General features: G+C 60.2%; 16 protein-coding genes. 6 read left to right on the forward strand and 10 right to left on the reverse strand.

The features are described from left to right. Positions 1-6: 6 nt before the first annotated feature. Positions 7-1,029: an alpha/beta fold hydrolase gene (locus B2J69_RS03370; RefSeq protein ID WP_081136419.1), complete on the forward strand. Its 1,023-nt coding sequence runs from the start codon at positions 7-9 to the stop codon at positions 1,027-1,029. On the opposite strand, the gene B2J69_RS03375 is transcribed toward B2J69_RS03370, so the two are convergent. The 3 genes from B2J69_RS03375 to proP form a co-directional block, all read right to left on the reverse strand. Further along, a complete protein-coding gene (locus B2J69_RS03375) occupies positions 1,026-1,997 on the reverse strand; it encodes a sensor domain-containing diguanylate cyclase (protein ID WP_081136421.1) in 972 nt (323 codons plus the stop codon). The genes B2J69_RS03370 and B2J69_RS03375 overlap by 4 nt on opposite strands. Positions 1,998-2,101: 104 nt before the next feature. Beyond that, on the reverse strand, positions 2,102-3,079 hold the full coding sequence (gene hemB, locus B2J69_RS03380) for a porphobilinogen synthase (RefSeq protein WP_081136656.1): 978 nt from the start codon (positions 3,077-3,079) through the stop codon (positions 2,102-2,104). A gap of 114 nt (positions 3,080-3,193) precedes the next feature. Next, positions 3,194-4,699, reverse strand: coding sequence for a glycine betaine/L-proline transporter ProP (proP, locus tag B2J69_RS03385; RefSeq protein ID WP_081136423.1), 1,506 nt, complete (start codon positions 4,697-4,699; stop codon positions 3,194-3,196). 436 nt (positions 4,700-5,135) lie between these two features. Here proP and B2J69_RS23700 point away from each other — a divergent pair, with 436 nt between their 5' ends. After that, positions 5,136-5,528, forward strand: coding sequence for a hypothetical protein (locus B2J69_RS23700; RefSeq protein WP_143806241.1), 393 nt, complete (start codon positions 5,136-5,138; stop codon positions 5,526-5,528). Here the strand turns inward: B2J69_RS23700 and B2J69_RS03390 are convergent. Together B2J69_RS03390 and B2J69_RS03395 are read right to left on the reverse strand one after the other, a co-directional pair. Continuing rightward, positions 5,517-6,473, reverse strand: a complete 957-nt coding sequence (locus tag B2J69_RS03390) for a D-2-hydroxyacid dehydrogenase family protein (protein ID WP_081136425.1) — start codon at positions 6,471-6,473, stop codon at positions 5,517-5,519. The genes B2J69_RS23700 and B2J69_RS03390 overlap by 12 nt on opposite strands. Beyond that, on the reverse strand, positions 6,451-8,055 hold the full coding sequence (locus B2J69_RS03395) for an EAL domain-containing protein (protein WP_081136427.1): 1,605 nt from the start codon (positions 8,053-8,055) through the stop codon (positions 6,451-6,453). Before B2J69_RS03395 ends, B2J69_RS03390 begins: the two co-directional genes overlap by 23 nt. 237 nt (positions 8,056-8,292) lie before the next feature. On the opposite strand from B2J69_RS03395, the gene B2J69_RS03400 reads away from it, so the two are divergent. Both B2J69_RS03400 and B2J69_RS03405 read left to right on the forward strand, forming a co-directional pair. Then, a complete protein-coding gene (locus tag B2J69_RS03400) occupies positions 8,293-9,057 on the forward strand; it encodes a class II aldolase/adducin family protein (protein WP_081136429.1) in 765 nt (254 codons plus the stop codon). 9 nt (positions 9,058-9,066) lie between these two features. Continuing rightward, positions 9,067-10,014 carry an ABC transporter substrate-binding protein gene (locus B2J69_RS03405; protein ID WP_081136431.1) on the forward strand — a complete coding sequence of 316 codons (948 nt, stop codon included), beginning with the start codon at positions 9,067-9,069 and terminating at the stop codon, positions 10,012-10,014. 35 nt (positions 10,015-10,049) lie between these two features. Here B2J69_RS03405 and uxuA read toward each other — a convergent pair whose 3' ends face one another. Then, a complete protein-coding gene (gene uxuA / locus B2J69_RS03410) occupies positions 10,050-11,234 on the reverse strand; it encodes a mannonate dehydratase (RefSeq protein ID WP_081136433.1) in 1,185 nt (394 codons plus the stop codon). A gap of 168 nt (positions 11,235-11,402) precedes the next feature. On the opposite strand from uxuA, the gene B2J69_RS03415 reads away from it, so the two are divergent. Then, positions 11,403-12,086 carry a FadR/GntR family transcriptional regulator gene (locus B2J69_RS03415; RefSeq protein ID WP_081136435.1) on the forward strand — a complete coding sequence of 228 codons (684 nt, stop codon included), beginning with the start codon at positions 11,403-11,405 and terminating at the stop codon, positions 12,084-12,086. Here B2J69_RS03415 and B2J69_RS03420 read toward each other — a convergent pair. Then, complete coding sequence (locus tag B2J69_RS03420; protein ID WP_081136437.1) at positions 12,083-13,129, reverse strand: AI-2E family transporter; 1,047 nt, start codon at positions 13,127-13,129, stop codon at positions 12,083-12,085. The genes B2J69_RS03415 and B2J69_RS03420 overlap by 4 nt on opposite strands. Before the next feature lie 194 nt (positions 13,130-13,323). On the opposite strand from B2J69_RS03420, the gene B2J69_RS03425 reads away from it, so the two are divergent. Beyond that, positions 13,324-14,523 (forward strand): MFS transporter, encoded by a 1,200-nt coding sequence (locus B2J69_RS03425; RefSeq protein WP_081136439.1) that lies wholly within the window; start codon positions 13,324-13,326, stop codon positions 14,521-14,523. A 3-nt stretch (positions 14,524-14,526) separates the two neighbouring features. On the opposite strand, the gene B2J69_RS03430 is transcribed toward B2J69_RS03425, so the two are convergent. The 3 genes from B2J69_RS03430 to B2J69_RS03440 are packed head-to-tail and all read right to left on the reverse strand — an operon-like array spanning position 14,527 to position 19,117. Next, positions 14,527-15,243, reverse strand: a complete 717-nt coding sequence (locus B2J69_RS03430) for a fimbrial biogenesis chaperone (RefSeq protein ID WP_158083414.1) — start codon at positions 15,241-15,243, stop codon at positions 14,527-14,529. Between the two features lie 11 nt (positions 15,244-15,254). Continuing rightward, the gene (locus B2J69_RS03435) at positions 15,255-16,580 is read right to left on the reverse strand and encodes a fimbrial protein (RefSeq protein ID WP_236722684.1); all 1,326 of its coding nucleotides are present in this window, start codon (positions 16,578-16,580) and stop codon (positions 15,255-15,257) included. After that, positions 16,577-19,117: a fimbria/pilus outer membrane usher protein gene (locus tag B2J69_RS03440; RefSeq protein WP_081136445.1), complete on the reverse strand. Its 2,541-nt coding sequence runs from the start codon at positions 19,115-19,117 to the stop codon at positions 16,577-16,579. Before B2J69_RS03440 ends, B2J69_RS03435 begins: the two co-directional genes overlap by 4 nt. Between the last annotated feature and the right edge of the window lie 22 nt (positions 19,118-19,139).

A 19,139-nucleotide genomic window follows, 5' to 3' on the forward strand; every position in this document is an offset into this window, starting at 1 on the left:
CACTGCATGCGCCCGACCTCTGGCCTGAAAAAACCGCTTGCCGCTTTGCTCGCCTCGATAACCCTGCTGAGCGCCGCGCCCGCTCTGGCCGCCGGCACCTATGGCGAACAGCTGGAAGGGTTTCAGTATCCTTTTCCGCTGCAGCGCTTCAGTTTTACCTCGCAGCAGCAGCCGCTCAGCATGGGATATATGGATGTCAGGCCGACCCGCAACGCCAACGGCCAGACCGTGGTGCTGCTGCACGGCAAAAACTTTTGCGGCGCCACCTGGGAAGAGAGCATTCGCGCGCTGAGCCAGGCGGGCTACCGCGTGGTCGCGCCGGACCAGATCGGCTTTTGCAGCGCCAGCAAGCCGGCGAACTACCAGTACAGCTTCCAGCAGCTGGCGGACAACACTCATCAGCTGCTGGCGCATCTCGGCGTGCAGACAGCGGTGATCGTCGGCCACTCCACCGGCGGCATGCTCGCCACGCGCTATGCGCTGATGTATCCGGGCGAGACGCAGCAGCTGGTACTGGTAAACCCCATCGGGCTGGAGGACTGGAAAGCCAAAGGCGCGCCCTGGCGCAGCGTCGATCAGTGGTATCAGCGCGAGCTGAAACTGGACGCGGCGGGCATCAAAAAGTATGAGCAGCACACCTATTACAGCGGCCAGTGGAAGCCGGAGTATGACAAATGGGTCGATATGCTGGCGGGCCTCAACGCCGGTCCGGGGCATAAGAGGGTGGCGTGGAACTCGGCGCTGATCTACGACATGATCTTCACCCAGCCGGTGTTTTACGAGTTCGGCGAGCTAAAGGTGCCGACCACCTTGATGATCGGCACGGCGGACACCACCGCCATCGGCAGCGATATCGCCTCGCCTGAAGTGAAGGCGACGCTGGGTCACTACGACGTGCTGGGCAAAGAGGCGGCGCGGCGCATTCCCGGCGCGCGGCTGATTGAATTCCCCGGCATGGGCCATGCGCCGCAGATGGAGGCGCCGGCGCAATTCAACCAGGCGCTGATTGCGGCGCTCGCGCAGCGCTAAGCGAGCGCGTTCCTGCGCTTTTTGGCGGCGTACATGCGTGCGTCGCTCTCTTCCAGCATCTGCTCCAGACTCCTCGAATGGGCGGCGTCGAACTCGACCACGCCGGAGGAGAAGCGCAGCGCGTAGCGGCGGTTGAGGCTGCGGCTCTGCTGCTGCAAATGACGTTCAAAGTCAGCCAGCAGCGCATCCGCTTCCGGCTGGCGCAGGCCGTTGAACAGCACCACGAATTCATCGCCGCCCAGGCGTGCAAAGAGATCGTGATGGCGAAAGCAGACTTTCATCGCGTCGGCGAAGTCCATCAGTGCGCGGTCGCCTTCGCGGTGGCCGAGGGTGTCATTGATCTGCTTGAACTTATCGAGATCGAGAAAGGTCAGGCTAGCCGGACGCTGCTTCAGCAGACAGTCGTTCAGCACTAGCTGGCCCAGGGTCATAAAGCCGCGGCGGTTGGTGATTTGCGTCAGCTCGTCGCAGGTCGCGCTCTGAAACGCCGCCAGCTCCGCTTCGGCCATCGCCGCCAGGTCGCGCAGCGTGGCGCGGTCGTCGGCGCTGAAATCGCGCGGCTCGCTGCCGAGAATGCAGAGCGTACCGACGTTAACACCGGCTGGCCCGCGCAGCGGGCAGCCAGCGTAGAAGCGAATATGGGGTTCGCCGGTCACCAGCGGGTTATTGTGAAACCGGTCGTCGCACAGGGTGTTTTCCACCACCATCACGTCGTCCTGCAGGATGGCATGGCCGCAAAACGAGATGTCGCGCGGCGTAGTCTGCGCCTCAAAGGGGCCGGAAACGGATTTGAACCACTGCTGGCTGGCTTCGACCAGGCTGACCAGCGCAATCGGGGTGTTGAACAGGCGGCGCGCCAGCCGGGTCAGGCGATCAAAGCGCTCTTCCGGCGGCGTATTGAGGATCTTCATGTCGTGCAGCTGGCCAAGGCGTTGCGCCTCGTTAGCCGGATGTGGAGGTGCTCTCATCGCGGTACTCTTGTTGTGGGTTAGACAGGTGAAGCGAAGCGGGTACGGCCGCAAGAAATAAAAGGCATCCTGCCGTCGTTGCGAAGGCAGGATGGGGGAGACGATCAGAGCACTTTCTGTTCGGCGAGATCAAGGGCGAAATAGCTAAAAATCAGATCGGCGCCGGCGCGCTTGATGGCGCCCAGGCTTTCCAGCACCACGTTACGTTCGTCGATGGCGCCCGCCTGCGCGGCGAATTTGATCATCGCGTACTCGCCGCTGACCTGGTACGCCGCCAGCGGCAGCTCGGTGCGGTCGCGGATTTCGCGCAGCACGTCGAGGTAGGCGCCTGCCGGTTTCACCATCAGCGAATCCGCGCCTTCGGCCGCGTCGATCAGCGACTCGCGAATCGCTTCGCGGCGGTTCATCGGGTTCATCTGATAGGTTTTGCGATCGCCTTTCAGCGCGGTGCCCGCCGCTTCGCGGAAGGGGCCGTAGAACGACGAGGCGAACTTGGTGGAGTAGGACATAATGGCGGTCTGGGTGAAGCCCGCCGCGTCCAGCGCCTGACGGATCGCCTTAACCTGGCCATCCATCGCCGCCGACGGCGCGATAAAGTCCGCGCCCGCTGCCGCCGCCACCACCGCCTGTTTGCCGAGATTGATCAGGGTCGCGTCGTTGTCGACGCCGTGATCGCACAGCACGCCGCAGTGGCCGTGGCTGGTGTATTCGCAGAAGCAGGTGTCGGACATGACGATCATTTCCGGCACGGTCTCTTTGCAGATGCGCGACATGCGCGCCACCAGGCCGTTTTCATTCCAGGCATCGCTGCCGGTGGCGTCGGTGTGGTGCGAGATGCCGAAGGTCATGACCGAGCGAATGCCCGCTTTAGCGATACGCTCAATTTCATAGGCGAGACGCTTTTCCGGAATGCGCATCACGCCCGGCATCGCTTCAATCGCTTTGTAATCGTCAACGCCTTCCTCAACGAAAATCGGCAGCGCCAGATCGTTCAGGCTGAGGGAGGTTTCCTGGAAGAGTTCGCGCATCGCGGGGCTGGCACGCAGCCTTCTCGGGCGCTGGATCAGAGAAAAGTCAGACATATTCATTCTTACGCAGGTGAAAAAAGTAGCGATAGTCTACTCCTTTTTGCGCGCGAGAATGAAGATTGTGTGCGGCGTAAAAAAAAGCCCGCCGAGTGGCGGGCCTTAACGCGATTACTCGTTAATATCGGGGTGCTGCTGCACCAGATTCTTACGCTTCGCCTCCAGGCGGGCGATCTCTTCGTCGATATCTTCGATTTTCTGCTCGATATTGTCGTGATGCTCCTGCAGGATTTCACGCGCCTCTTCAAGGTCGGAAGCGGCTGGCGTGGCGCCACGCAGCGGTTTATTCGCCGTCTCTTTCATATAGATGCCGGTGATCAGACCGATCACTGCCACCACCATCAGGTAGTAGGCTGGCATATAGAGATTGTTAGTCGTTTCCACCAGCCATGCCGCCAGCGTCGGGGTCAGACCGGCAATCAGCACCGAGATGTTAAAGGCGCTCGCCAGCGCGCTGTAGCGGATATGGGTCGGGAACATCGCCGGCAGTGACGACGCCATCACGCCGGTAAAGGCGTTGAGGATCACCGCCATCAGCAGCAGACCGGCGAAAATCAGCCCCAGCACGCCGCTGTTGATCAGCATAAAGGCGGGGATAGCGAAGATCAGCAGCGCGATACTGCCGATAATCACAAACGGACGACGGCCGAAGCGGTCGCTGAGCATCCCCATCACCGGCTGCACAAACAGCATGCCGAGCATAATGGCGATGATGATCAACACGCCGTGATCTTCCGAGTAGTGCAGGTTATGCGACAGATAGCTCGGCATGTAGGTCAGCAGCATGTAGTAGGTCACGTTGGTGGCGATCACCAGACCGATACAGGCCAGCAGGCTTTTCCAGTGTTTGCTGGCAATCTCTTTGAACGAAACTTTCGGGCCGTCGCGCAGCCCTTCGCGGTCGCCTTGCTCCAGCTTTTCGACGTGCTGCTGGAAGGCGGGCGTCTCTTCCAGCGCGTGGCGCAGGTAGAGGCCGATAATGCCGAGCGGCAGCGCGAGGAAGAACGGCAGACGCCAGCCCCATTCCATAAATTTCGCTTCGCCGATAATGGCGGAGATCAGCACCACGATGCCCGCGCCGAGCACGAAGCCGGCAATAGAGCCGAAGTCGAGCCAGCTGCCCATAAAGCCGCGCTTGCGGTCGGGCGAATATTCAGCGACGAAGATCGAGGCGCCGGTGTATTCACCGCCCACCGAGAAGCCCTGCGCCATCTTGGCGATCAGCAGCAGAACCGGCGCCCAGATGCCAATCGAGGCGTAGGAGGGGATCAGGCCGATACAGAAGGTGCTGATCGACATAATCACGATGGTGATCGACAAAATTTTCTGGCGACCATACTTATCGCCCAGCATGCCGAAGAACAGGCCGCCCAGCGGTCGGATCAGAAAGGGAACGGAGAAGGTTCCGAGCGCGGCGATCATCTGTACGCCTGGCGAGGCGTCCGGGAAAAACACCTTACCTAACGCATAGGCGACGAAGCCGTACACACCGAAATCAAACCATTCCATCGCGTTCCCCAGCGACGCGGCGGTAATGGCTTTCCGCAAACGGGCATCATCAATAATAGTGACGTCATCCAGCCCAATAGGTTTGACACGCTTCCTACGTAGTTTCATAGAGTTACCCTGTAATAGCACATGAAATTCCTCAAGGTCGCGAACCGATTGAACGAAACAGTTCGCGGCATTGAGAAAATTAAAGCATAGCCGTTCAGCAGAATTTTCCACTGGCTACATGGCGCAATAATTAGTGTTGAAATTATTGCGTCAGGTGGCAGAGTATACCGTTTTTCTTTGATATTTGTCATGTTTGGTCTAAACATGCGCTTTTTTACCGAGGATAGCGCATCGGCCTGCGCCTGAAAAAGAGGTGATAAAAATCGAGGCACAGGCGGTTTTTTCTTAAAATGTGGCCGGGCGCATTTTGCCTGGCGGCGGCCCGACGGGGCGTGAGGAGAAAGCGCAGCGGCAAAGGGCGCGCGGCGCGGCGGCTGACCTTGCCGCTGCGGCGCGATTCGGTAATACTTTGCGCCTTACGCTCAACGGAGGATCAATGGTAAGGAAAGAGACCGCTCCCTTCGATAATCCCTGGCTGTCGGCCATCGACAGCACGGAAAAAAAACTCGCTCGTTACGCCTCGTTTAACCCGCTCTATCCTGCGCCAGAGAGGTCGCGCAGCGTCTGGCCTGAGCCACGCTCGCTGCACCGACGGCCTGAAACTCGCCCCAGCCGCGCAAACGATTGCATGGCGGTAGAGCCATTGTTGCCACAGGTGGACGCGCCGCCAGAAGAGGCATATCAACAGCTGTTGCCGACGCTGGCGCGTATCAATCAGCGCCTTCGGGCGACAAAGGCCGCGCTGCCGCAGGCGGGCTGTCAGGATGAGAGCGTCGAGGTGGCGCTGCGCGTGGTGCGTAAGCAGCGCGCCGGGCGGCTAAAGCAGTGAGCGCAGCGGCTGATGCTGCAGCCAGGCGGCGATATCCTCGACCGCCTCGCTAAAGTAGCGCCGGTAGTTGTCGTCGGCGACATAGCCCAGATGCGGCGTCGCCAGCACGTTCGGCAGCTGCCGCAGCGGATGGTCGACCGGCAGCGGCTCGGTATCAAAAACGTCCAGCGCGGCGCCCGCCAGCTGGCCGGAACGCAGCGCGGCGATCATCGCCTGCTGATCCACCAGGCCCGCGCGCGCGGTATTGATCAGCAGTGCGCCAGGCTTCATCTGCCCCAGCGCGGCGGCGTCCAGCAGGTGGCGCGTGCGCGCGCTTAACACCAGATGCAGCGAGACGATGTCGCTCGTCGCCAGCAGCGCCGGGAGCGACGGCATCAGCTGCGCGCCGCACTCCGCCGCGCGCGCGGCGGTCAGATTCTGGCTCCAGGCGCAGACCTGCATGCCGAACGCCTGCGCCACCTGGGCCATTGCGCCGCCAATCTTGCCCAACCCGATCAGCCCGAGGGTTTTGCCCGCCAGTCCGACGCCAAGATGCTGCTGCCACGGCCCGTTGCCACGCAGCGCCTGATTCTCCGCCACGATGTGACGCGCCAGCGCCAGCAGCAGACCCCAGGTCAGCTCGAGCGGCGGCGCGCTGCTGCTGCTGGTGCCGCACACCGCAATGCCGCGCGCGCGGCAGGCGTCCAGATCGATGGCGGCGTTGCGCATGCCGGAGGTGACGATCAGCTTCAGGCGCGGCAGCTGCGCCAGGCGCGCGGCGGTCAGCGGCGTGCGTTCACGCATGATGACCACAATGTCGCTGTCGGCCAGCGCGGCGATTAGCGCCCGATCGTCGGCGATATGCTGCTGCAGCGCGCGGGTCTGAACGGCGGGGTACAGCGACGCCCAGTCCGCCAGCGACAGCGCCACGTTTTGGTAGTCGTCAAGAAGGGTGCAGTTGAGCATCGTCAGAATCCTCTATACGCATCGGCTGTTGTTCATGCTCTGCGAGCCAGGCGATCAGCGCGTCGTTATCCATGGGATGAGCATAATAGTAGCCCTGAATAAAGGTGACGCCGCGCTGGCGCAGGTAGCAATACTGCAGCGCGGTCTCTACTCCTTCGCCCAGTACCTCCAGCTGCAGCTTATGGCTGAGGTTGATAATCGCGTCCAGCACCGGGGTTTCGCCCGACAGCGACTCAATGGCGTTGATAAAGCCGCGATCGATTTTCAGGTAGTCCAGCGCAAAGGTTTGCAGGTAGCTGAGCGAGCAGTGGCCGGTGCCGAAATCGTCGATCGCCACCTTCATTCCGTCGGCCCGCAGGCGATCAAGTTTTCGCGCCACATCCTCGCCATCTTTGATCAGGCTGCGCTCGGTCAGCTCCAGGGTGATCAGCAGCGGAGTCTGTTTGATTTTGTCGGCAAACTTCAGCATATCGTCGACAAAGGCCGGGTGCTGCAGATGATCGGCGGCGACGTTGATGCCGATATGAAAGCCCGGCTCCACCTGCCACTGCTGCACATCCTCGGCGATCAGGTCGAGCAGATGGCGCGTCAGCGGCACAATCATCCCTTCCGCCTCGGCGGCGCTAATAAAGATATCGGGCCGGATGCTGTCGCCGCCTGGCAGCGTCCAGCGCAGCAGCGCTTCCGCGCCGGTGCAGCTCTGGGTGCGGTTGTTGTAAACCGGCTGGTAGTGCACCGAGAACTGGCGCGCATGAATAGCGCGGCGGATCTCGTCGCGCCAGGAGATGCGGCGCTGCAGCCAGTTGGCCGTCAGCACCATCAGCAGAATAGAGAGAATTGCCGTCATCGGCAGGAAAATAAAGGTCACCTGCCGCCAGGCGCGCATCAGCTCCGCGCCGGGCGTTTCGATGGTGACGCTGATGGGATAGCGGCTCGACTGCGCCTGATAAATCTGGGCGCTAAACAGGCTGGAGCGGGGCGGGGGCGCCTCTCCCACGGTAATCGGCGCGCCGTTATCGAAACGCATGCTAAGCCGGTAGCCGCGCGACTCGCCGATGGCGCTCATAAAGTCCATCAGATACTGGCCGTCGATAATGGCCCAGAACCCCTCGTCATCCGCCAGCTGCCGCACGAAAATCACCGCGGGACGATCCGGCACGCCGGCCGTGCCCGCCAGCGACAGGCTCCACCAGGCTTTGCCGGTTACCGGCGGCGCGCGCCGCATCATGTCGGTTAAGGTGCCGGGATTGGTGCCGTAGGCCGAGGAGCAGGTGACCGTCTCCCCTTCCAGCTTGCCGATAGCGCGAAAATAGGCGTTGAGGTTGCCCGCGCGCTGCAGCTCATCTTCAAACTGGTTGCAGGGCCGATAGTGAAAGCGGCGCAGCCAGGTGATCATATCCCAGGCGCTGTCGCTCATTTTTTCCGCCTGCGAAAGCAGCGTATTCGCGGCGCTGATTTGCTGTTGCTCGACGGTGTGGCGCGCGTCAATGGCGGTAAACAGGATGCCGAGCAGCAGGGGCAGCACCCCGGACAAAATAATGATTATTCTGGCGTAGTCGCGTTTTCGTTTTAACGGCGGCACCGCGAATTCCTCTGAATGTGAATGCGTCTGTGAGGAGGTGCAAATTCAGTCAGCGCAGCATAGCACGCCCTCAGGCCGTGCAGGGTAGCGTTTTGCTGAGGCGAGCAGGTGATGCAGATCAAGTATCGACCGCGCTTTGCAATTATTGACTTTGTTTTTCCGCTTTTGGCATTTCCCTGCGACGAAAACGCTGTGTAACAGTGACGCCACACTGAATAGCATAAAAAAGAGGCGTATATGAGTACCGCAACCCTGGCATCCTCCTCCCTGCAGCAGCGCATCTCCGACGCGGAGTGGCAGGCGCGCGTCAGGCTGGCGCAGGCCTACCATCTGGCGGCGAAGCTGCGCTGGACCGATCATATCTACACCCACTTTTCGCTGCGCGTGCCGGGCGATGCGCCACACTTCCTGATTAACGCCTACGGCCAGACCTTCGATGAGATCCAGCCGGAAACGCTGGTCAAAATCGACATCGACGGCAATATCATTGACGATCCCACCGGATTGGGGATCAACCCGGCAGGCTTCGTCATTCACAGCGCTATTCATCGTGCGCGCCCGGACGCGCACGCGGTGATGCATACCCACACGGCGGCAGGCATCGGCGTGTCGGCGCAAAAAAAGGGGCTGCTGATGATTTCACAGCACAGCACGCGCTTTCATAACCGCCTCGCCTATCACGACTATGAGGGCATCGCGCTCGATCTCGACGAACAGCAGCGCATCGTGGCCGATCTCGGCACGCTTAACGCGCTGATCCTGCGCAATCACGGCCTGCTGACCGCGGGCGGCAGCATTGAAGAGGCGTTTTATAACCTTTACTACCTTGAGCGCGCCTGTCAGGCGCAGCTGGCCGCGCAGTCGGGCGGCGCCGAGCTGATTATTCTGCCGGACGCGGTGGCGGAAAAGGCGGCGCAGGCGTTCGACAACAGCATCCGCACCAGGAAGTATCAGCTGCACTGGGACGCCTATATTCGTCAGCTCAACCGTAACGCGCTGTAAGGAGGCGGGATGAAGAAGCTTAAGGTTTTTGCCGCGGCGCTGCTGCTGAGCGCCAGCGCGATGGCGCAGGCCGCGCCCGATCTCAGCGAGGTCACGCTGGTGCTGGGCGATCAGGCGCGCAACCTGCGCTCGCTGGTGGAGGCGTCCGGCGTGCTGAAGGATGCGCCTTATCACTATCGCTGGGCCAATTTTCAGGGCGCCGCGCCGCTGTTTGAAGCGCAGCGCGCCGGTGCGGTCGATACCTCTTACGCGGGCGATCTGCCGGTGCTGATGGCGGCCTCCGGCGGCGTGCCGCTGAAAATCATCGCCACCAACGTCGGCGACGCTGGATCCAACGGGCTGGTGGTGCCAGCGGATTCGCCGGTGCGCAGCGTGAAGGATCTGGCGGGCAAAGAAGTGGTGGTATCGTCGGCGCGCGGCAGCATCTCGCAGCATCTGCTCTATGAAGCGCTGGAGGAGGCGAACGTGCCGCGCGACAGCGTGCCGGTGCGCTTTGTGCTGCCAACCGACGCCAGCGCTGCCTTTAACTCGGGGCAGATTGGCGCCTGGGCGACCTTCGACCCCTATCTCGGCATCGCCGAACAGCACGGCGCGCGGCTGCTGCGCGACGGCAAAGGCTTAACCACCGCGCTGTCGTTCGTCACCGCGACCCAGCAGTCGCTGGCCGATCCCGGCAAGCGCGCGGCGATCGCCGATTTCGCCCAGCGGCTGGCGCAAGCGCGCGCCTGGGCGCTGACTCATCAGGCGGAATATAACCAGGTGTATGCGCAGCTGACGCGTCTGCCGCCCGCCGATGCGCAGAAGATTACCGCGCGCATTTCGCACGGCATCCGCGCCGTGACGGCTGAGGATATCGCAAAGGTGCAGAAGGTGTCGGATCTCTTCAGCGAGCTGAAAATTCTGCCGAATAAGGTGGATGTGGCGGCGATTACCGACCAGAGTCTGTTTCCGCAGTAGCCGGGCACAGCGCTTGCTGTGCCCGGTTTGCCGGGTTACTCGCTGAACAGCGTCTGGCGCAGCGCCAGCTCGACGCCGCGCAGCTCCGCCAGCCCTTTCAAACGGCCAATCGCCGAATAGCCTGGGTTGGTGCGCTTGTGCAGGTCGTCGAGCATCTGGTGGCCGTGATCGGGACGCATCGGGATCGCCGCTTTTTCGCCGGCGCGCCGCCGGCGCTGCTCCTCCGCCAGAATCACCCGGATTACGCCGACCATATCGACATCGCCCGCCAGATGCGCCGCCTCATGGAAGCTGTTGGGGTTGGCTTCGCGCTGCGTGGCGCGCAGGTGAATAAAGTTGATGCGGTCCGCGAAGCGCGCCGCCATCTGCGTCAGGTTATTGTCGGCGCGCACGCCGTAGGATCCGGTGCAGAAACAGAAGCCGTTGTGCAGGCTATCCACCGTCTCTTTCAGCCACTGCATATCCTCTTCGGTGGAGATAATGCGCGGCAGGCCGAGGATCGGGCGCGGCGGATCGTCCGGGTGCACCGCCAGCCTGATGCCCACCTCTTCGGCGACCGGCACGATGGCGCGCAGAAAGGTCGCCATATGTTCGCGCAGCGTCGCCTTGTCGATGCCGTCATACTGCGCCAGCTGGGCGCGGAACTGATCCAGCGTGTACCCCTCTTCTGCGCCCGGCAGGCCGGCAATAATATTACGCGTTAACAACGCTTTGTCATCGTCACTCATCGCGGCAAAGCAGCGCGCGGCCGCCTCTTGCTCCGCCGCGGAATAATCCTGCTGCGCGCCGGGACGCTGCAAAATATGCAGTTCGAAGGCGGCAAAAGCGTCGGCGTCGAAGCGCAGCGCTTTGGCGCCGTCCGGCAGCGTCCAGGCGAGATCGGTGCGCGTCCAGTCGAGCACCGGCATAAAGTTGTAGCACACGGTCTCTACGCCGCAGGCCGCCAGATTGCGTATCGACTGCTGATAACTGGCGATATAGCGCTGATAGTCGCCGCGCTGCGTCTTGATCGCCTCATGCACCGGAATGCTCTCCACCACCGACCAGACCAGATCTTTTTCCGCCAGCAGCGCCTGACGCGCCTTAATCTCTTCCACCGGCCAGACCTCGCCGTTGGGAATATGATGCAACGCGGTTACGATGCCGGTGGCGCCCGCCTGGCGCGCATCGTCTAACGAAACCGGATCGTTGGGGCCATACCAGCGCCATGTATGTTCCATTTTTACTCCTTAGCCGCAAAATTTGGCCCAGTGGTCAGGCCGCTGGGCCAAGAGTATGCTAGCCTGACGCGAAAGGCCGTGATCGCGATCGCAGCATAGCGAATTACGCGGGACGGAAAGGCGACGCGGCCTGTGCTACGCTGCACCGCTGCTGACAGGAGAAAACATATGGCGCTGCCCGTGCTGAAAACGGAACGTCTTTATCGCCAGATCGCCAACGCGATTATGGAAAGTATTCAACGCGGCGAGTTCGCCCCAGGCGCGGCGCTGCCGCCGGAGCGCGAGCTGGCGAAGCTGCTGGGCGTCAGCCGCTCCTCGGTGCGCGAGGCGCTGATCGCGCTGGAGATGACCGGCTGGGTCGATATCCGCACCGGCAACGGCGTCTTTGTGATGCAGCCGCTGCCGCAGAGCGCCGCGCCCGTGGCGGAGGCGGATTTTGGGCTGGAGGATCTGTTGCAGGCGCGTCTGGCGTTTGAAGGCATGCTGGCAGAGCGCGCCGCGCAGCACGGCACGGCGGCGCAGCGCGACCAGCTGCGCGTGCTGACCGACCGTCTGCTGCGCTACGACGCCAACGACGCGGCCTTTCTCGATCAGGATAAACGCTTTCACCTGCTGATCAGCGAGATGAGCGGCAACGAGGTGCTGCGCGACATGATGGAGTATCTGTGGAACAAGCGCGATAGCGCCCACTTCCGGCGGCTGGAGCGCCACTTCGCCGATAACGCCTTTACCGGCGAGATGAACCGCGACCATCAGCAGATCGCCGCCGCCATCTGCGCAGGAGACGCCGCCGCCGCGCGCGCCGCGATGGAGGCCCATCTGACGCAGGTGCAGCAGCGGCTGCTGGGCTAGATTTTCTGGCGTCTGGGCCGGCCTGCGCCGAGCATAATCGCCAGGCGGCTGCCGCCCGGCGTGGTTTCCATCAGGATTTTGGTAATGCTGGTCAGCGGCACCGAGAGCAGCATGCCCACCGGCCCCAGCAGCCAGCCCCAGAAGATCAGCGACAGAAACACCACCAGCGTCGACAGCCCTAAGCCGCGCCCCATCACGCGCGGCTCCAGCATATTGCCGAACACCATATGAATGGCGATAAACAGCGCCGCCACCAGCATCGCGTCATAGGGGGTGTTAAGCAGCAGCGCCTGCAGCACCGGCGGAATGCCAGCGATAATGGGGCCGATATTGGGAATGTAGTTGAGCATAAACGCCACCACGCCCCACAGCAGCGCGAACTTAATGTCGAGCAGAAACAGCGAGCCCCAGACCGCCACGCCGGTGATCAGGCTAATCAGGGTTTTCAACGCCAGATAGTGCGTCACCCCTTTCAGCGCCCGGTGCAGACCGGCGATGCGGATCTGCGGGTTGGTCAGGGCGTTGCGCATTTTGTAGGGCAGGTGGTGCACTTCAAACAGCATAAACACCACCGTCAGGATCAGCAGCACGAAATTGCTCATCATGCCGGAGAACTGCGTCAGCGCCACGGTGGCAAACGACATTAGCATATTGGGATCGAAGCGCTGCACCAGCGTCGTCGTGGAAACGTGAATGCCGATGCCCGACGCCAGGTGCTGCACCACGGCCATCTTGCGTTCCATTGTGGCGCGCAGCTGCGGGTAGAGATCGGAGAATTCGCTTACCGAACTGGCCAGCACCGCCACCAGCAGCAAAATCACGATAAATATCACCGTAATCACCACGGTAATCGCCAGCCCGCGCCGCCAGCCGCGTCGCATCAGAAAGGTGACGATCGGATTAAGCACGATGGCGAAAAAGGCCGCCAGTAAGAAGGGCACCATAATATCGGACGCGGCGCGGATGCCGGCGAGAATAATCACCAGCATCGCCAGCTTTATCAGAATGCTTTGTCCTATTTTTTCCTGCTGTAGTTCGCTCATTCCCTCTCCAGAAAAGCCAGACCGCAGAGAGTAGTGTAGCTGATGGGGAATTAAACGTCTGATATGCCTGTAAAAGCGTAACGATATTCAGAAAAGTTAACCCCGGCCGATCCGACAGATGCGTCCGCAGCGAAAAAGCGTATAGTGAGGCCTCCTGCATATAAAAACTCAGTCAACCACGAGCGCAATTTGTCATGGCAGATCAACCCGCAGCGCCACCTGTTCCTAAGGGCGTCGGATTAACGCTTCTGATTATCTCTATCGTGATCTACAACTTCGCCAGCTACCTCACCATCGGCCTGCAGCTGGCGGTGCTGCCCGGTATGGTGCATGACCAGCTGGGCTACAGCGCCTTCTGGGCGGGCGTGGTGATCAGCCTGCAGTATCTGGCAACGCTGCTGAGCCGACCGCACGCCGGACGCTACGCCGATATCTGGGGGCCGAAGCGCGTGGTGGTGCTCGGGCTGGCGGGGGTGCTGCTGAGCGGGCTCTGCTATCTGCTGGCGGCCTGGCTGGCGGACTCGCCGCTTGCCAGCCTGGCGCTGCTCTGCGTCGGGCGCGTTATTCTCGGCATCGGCCAGAGTTTTACCGGCACCGGCACCTCGCTGTGGGGCGTGGCGCGTGTCGGATCGCTGCATATCGGCCGCGTCATCTCGTGGAACGGCATCTGCACCTACGGCGCGATGGCGCTGGGCGCGCCGCTCGGGGTAATTGTTTACCGCCAGGGCGGCCTGCTGCTGCTCTCGCTGGTGATTATCGCCATCTGCGCGCTGGCGATGGCGCTGGCGCTGCCGCGGCCGGCGGTAAAGGGCAGCCGCGCGCGGCCGCTGCCGTTTCGCGACGTGCTCGGCAAGATCTACGGCTTTGGCCTGATTCTGGCAATGGGATCGGCGGGGTTCGGCGTCATCGCCACCTTTATTACCCTGTTTTATCAGGCGAAAGGCTGGGACGGTGCCGCCTTCGCGCTGACGCTGTTTAGCGTCGCCTTCGTCGGCACGCGCCTGCTGTTTCCCAACGCCATTAACCGTTTTGGCGGGCTGCGCGTCGCCAGCGCCTGTCTGGCGGTAGAGGCGATCGGCCTGTTTCTGGTGGCGGGCGCGTTCGAACCCTGGATGGCGAAAACCGGCGCGCTGCTGACCGGCGCGGGCTTCTCGCTGGTTTTTCCGGCGCTGGGCGTGGTGGCGGTAAAAGCGGTGCCGCAGGCGAATCAGGGCAGCGCGCTGGCGACCTATACCGCCTTTATGGATCTCGCGCTGGGGATCACCGGTCCGGTTGCGGGGTTTATCATGAGCTTCGCCGGCGTGCCGCTGGTCTATCTGCTGACGGCGCTGCTGGTCTGTCTGGCGCTGTTGCTGGCTTTACGGCAAGACTATCGCAGTCGTCAAGCGGGGTAAGCATTACCACTTCACCAGGCGGCGTACAATTTTACCCTCATCGTTAATGAAGGCCATCTCCATACTGTTGCGCGCCAGCGGACGCTTTATAGCGGCAGGCCGCAGTGCGAATGCCGCGCTGGAGAAGGGAGCAATCATGAAATCCAGACTGGCGGCGGCGTTAAAATAGTGATCATTAATATTCACGCTTATCTCGTTGAAACTCATGTAATAAGCGGTGGGATTACTGCAAATAAGCTGGCTGGGAGCGCTGTTCGCCCGCTGGCACTGAACGCGATCAACGCTTTTCTCCGCATCGGCTATTAAGGCGTGAGGGCGTGAAATCAGCTTCATCTGGGTCTTCATCGCCATTAACAGACTCTGCCTGGCGGTCATGCCAGCAGGCGGCGTGGCGGGCACTTCATAAATATTGAACCAGTGAATAGACTCCCGATCGGCCGGCAGCGGTTTGCCGTTGTAGATAATGCGTACTGACCGCATCTCACGCGGCGCCAGTTTAAAAACGGGCGGCATCGCCAGGTAGGGCGCATCCTCCGCCTGCTTTAACCCTTCGCGATCGCCATTATCGAGCCACAGCTGCACCATAACCGGATAGGCATTCACGTTAATCAGCGTCAGACTCTGGGCGTCCTGACCCTGCGGGAAAATGATACGGGTTTTGCTGGCGAGCACGCCGGCATAAGAGAGCGAGGGAAAGAGCAGAATGAAAAACAGAATCATTAAACGCCGCATTATTGCACCCTGACCCAGACGTAAGCCTTTGCGTTTACCTTGCCGGATGTCACCGTTTCGCCCGGGAGCCGGCTTAGCGTCGCCGTTAATACGGTGTGATAAGTGGTGTAGCCCTCCGCTGCGCTACCGGCAGACGAGGCGCCATTCAGCACGCTGTACCATCCGGCGTCATTTCCGGTCGGGCAGCCTGAGCGAGTACAGGCTGACCAGCCTAAAAAGTTCATACTGGTGCCAGTAGCGGCGTTACTGAGCGAAATCCCTACGCCGGTCGCCACGTTCGCGTCGGTGCCGTAACCTTCAGAGAGCAGGTAGCTGACGCCATCGCTGGCATTGACCAGGCCCCTGTTTTTCGCCAGCACATAGCTTTCATAGGGGACCTGCAAACCCAGCGCGGTTGCGCCTGATGAGACGCCTGAAACCGCTGCGTTATCGCATTCAAGAGTGATGGTGAACTGACTTTGCGCCGTCGCGCCGTTAGTCAGCGCCTGCTGGCTGATCATGGGAAACAACACCAGCGGCGTCACATTGCGGGCCACGCAGGTGACGTTATAGGAGAGGGTGGAGACGGGCGCGGTGCCCATGCCCATGGCGATCCAGCGTCCCGTGCCCCAGGTGGCGTAATTGTAAGCAGAGTCGCTGCCGATGGGATCGCTCGAGATGCCGGGTCCTTTAAAGGTGACGTAGCCATTCGGCTGAATACAGCTGTAGCTAGCGGTGCTGCTGGTTGACGCCATACCATAGGTCAGATCGCTGGATCGGTAGCCACAGTAGTTACTGACGCCGCCGGCTGGCAGCGTGCTTAAGCGGATGAGATCGGCACGGATCGGGCTAAAATCTTTGACGCGAATCTGGATCTTGTCACCAGAAGTGGCATAACTGGTGATGGGATAGGCCTGCCAGTAGCGCGTAAAGACCGTTCCTGAATTCAGGTGCGTGAGTTTTATTCCCACATAGGGAAAATAGGTGGCGAAATAGTTGTCGTTGCCGTCAGTTGCCCCCAGATCATAAAAGCCGCCGACGCGATCGTCTCCGTTGGTGGCGAACACCTCGTAAATGCTGCCAGCGTCTGCGGCATCGCATTCATATAACACTAAATCTTCGCTGGTATAACGTGCCGCGGACGTAATGCGAAATACGGTGCTGCCTAATGGCGAGCCGACCGGCTGCAAATAAGCGCTGGTCAGGTTAACGTTTCCCAGGCCGATGCCGACGCCGCAGCTGTCGCAGCCTGCGTCAATATAGGAACGACGCGTACAGTTAGCATTAGCGACGCTGGTCGTCAAAAAGGCCAGCAGTAAAGCGCACAAGATCGTCAAACGTTTCACTGACAGGGCTCCGCTAGAGTAATAATATTTTTCTCGCTATCGATCTTTTTAATTTTGTAATGAATACGGCATGAACGTCCGTTACCCCATTTAACGGTGAGGGTATCCGCGAGCTTGTCATTACGAACCCAGGCCTGATTACCCTGACCAACCATTCCCACTTGTATTTCATTGCTGTTGTAAACATCCGCGCCCATAGGGAGCGTTGCCGATGGAGATAAGGTGATAAGCATGGGATAACCTTTATTTACCCTGAAAGTGACACGTACCATCGCGCCGGCATAGGGTGCGATGCGTTTTCCCCCCTCCACCAGTTCAACGTTGTGAGGAATATTTGCCGGGTCGAGCGCCACGTTGTTATAGCGATAGGGCGTGACTGAAGGACTCAGCGCAAAACCGAAACGGTCAACCACCGCGCCCTGACCGCCAATAACAGCAGCGCCGCTGGCGCCTCTGGCATCGACCAGCGCAAAGGTGTCGCTGACATAAGGCCCAGCGGTAATCCCCGATTTATGGGCCACTATGGCGCCCTGTATGCCGCCGGAGGCCTGGGTATAAGCGCTGGAGTGCGAGGCGCTGCCCTGAATGCTGCCGAACCCCGTAGAGGTTTGAGCGGTAGCGCCCAGGGTTGAGCGGTAGCCTTCTTGTTTGGCGTAACTGACGCCATAGCTAACCGGCTGCGTGCCGTCGGTGACGCCGGTCCAGCCAGTCTGATAGGTGGTGCCTGCGCCACGCTGATTATTGATGGCGGTATTCAGGGTATTCCTGCGGCTTGCGCCAAAGGGGATACTGATGGACACCGCGCTTAGCGTTTGCCGCCGCGAGGCATAAATGTCGTTGAGATAGTTGTCGTAGCCGCTGTTACTCCAGCTTTGCTGCGTATAGCGCGTGCGTGCCAGCGAGAAATTAAGGCTAACGCCGTTGGCGAACTGGGTGCTGTAGCCTAACTGATACTGCATATCCCGCTTGCGGTCGTCGCGGTATTGCTGGCTGGAGCCGGAAAGCCAGATATTGCCAGCTTTCCCGAGGGACTGATTTAATGAGACTTCGAAACGGGAGGACTGGTTTAGCGTTGATGAGATATAGCCGTCATTGTTTCGCTTCGCCGCCGCACGCACGCCCAGCACATCGGTAAGATCGCGATAGCCTGCCGTGGAGTAACGATAGCCTGCAATCGAGACGGTGGTGTTGGTTGGGGCGAAGCGTTTACTGTACGTTAAGCGCAGCATCCAGCCCGCCGAGGTCTCATTCGGCATACGCGCATGGGAAAAGGTAGAATCGATGCCTAATGCGCCCCAGGCGCTGGAATACACCGCGCCTAGCATGCCTGCCTGATAGCCATCCGCCAGCCGCGTCGCCGCATTCACGGTCGTGCTGTTGCTCAGCCCATACTGCCATGTGTTTTCGTTAAACAGATTGTTATCGCCAACGTAACGCGAACGGGCAAGGATAGTGCTGTATTTAAACATGCCGGGACGCATCGAATCGGGAACGGCTGAAAACGGTACGGTAAAACGGTTGGCGCTACCGTTAGCTTCCGTAACGGTCACGTCCAGATCGCCGGAATAGGCGGTGGCATAGAGGTCGTTAATTTCGAATTTGCCTGGCGGCACGGTCGCTTCATAGAGAATTGACCTGCCTTGCCGAATAGTGACTTTGGCGTTGCTGTTCGCCACGCCGCGCACCACGGGCGCGTAACCGCGCTTTGAATCAGGCAGCATGCGGTTGTCTGACGCCAGCGAAACGCCGCGATAGGCCATGCCGGAAAAAAAGTTGCCGCCGGTATAGCTGTCGCCAATCAACAGGTCGCTACGCAGCGGTAAAATCGCACGCTGTACGTAGAAGCGGTTCGTTGACCATGAGGACTGGCCTGGATTGCTGTTAACCCAGGAAGCCTGCTGGCGTAAGCGCCACAAGCCCAGATTGACGCCGTTGTTCAGCCCAACCCACGTCGAGCGGTAGTGGTCCTGCGACGCATGTCTGTAGCGGGCGTAATATTGGTTAACATTGTAATTAACGAAGCCCATGGTGTCGCCAGAAGTAAGCTCTTCTGGCGCTACATAGCCGCGCGGATGTTTGGCTAAAAAAGCATCAGGAATAGTTAGCCTGACCTTCATACTGTTTAAACGGGTTTCAACCGTTGCGTTTTCAACTATATCCCCAGGCGCCAGACAATTCTGTTTTTTTAATAAGGCGCGGTCGAGTATCGTTTTTTTTAAACCAAGCTTTTCTGTTTGCTCGGGCGTGAAGCAGGCCGTGACGTGCTCTCCGCGAGTGACATGCTCGACGTCTCCCTGAAAAACAGAGGCTCCATTAACCTCGACATCCATATGATAAATGCCAGGTTTTACCTGGTTACGAGCAATATAAGCCGCCACGTCATCAACGGGAAATCCACTGCCTTTTAATAACGCAGGATCAAAGATAAATTTATTATTATCATTAAGAGCGTGGGGAGTGATTTCATCCCCTGCCGTGGCTTTAAAAGAGAGCATGCCTGCCACGCACATGAGCATTATGCTTTTTTTATCTGCCATTTTTTCTTGCTCAATTTCCCTG

The sequence above is a fragment of the Pantoea latae genome (genome assembly GCF_002077695.1).
Classification (GTDB): Bacteria; Pseudomonadota; Gammaproteobacteria; order Enterobacterales; family Enterobacteriaceae; genus Pantoea; species Pantoea latae.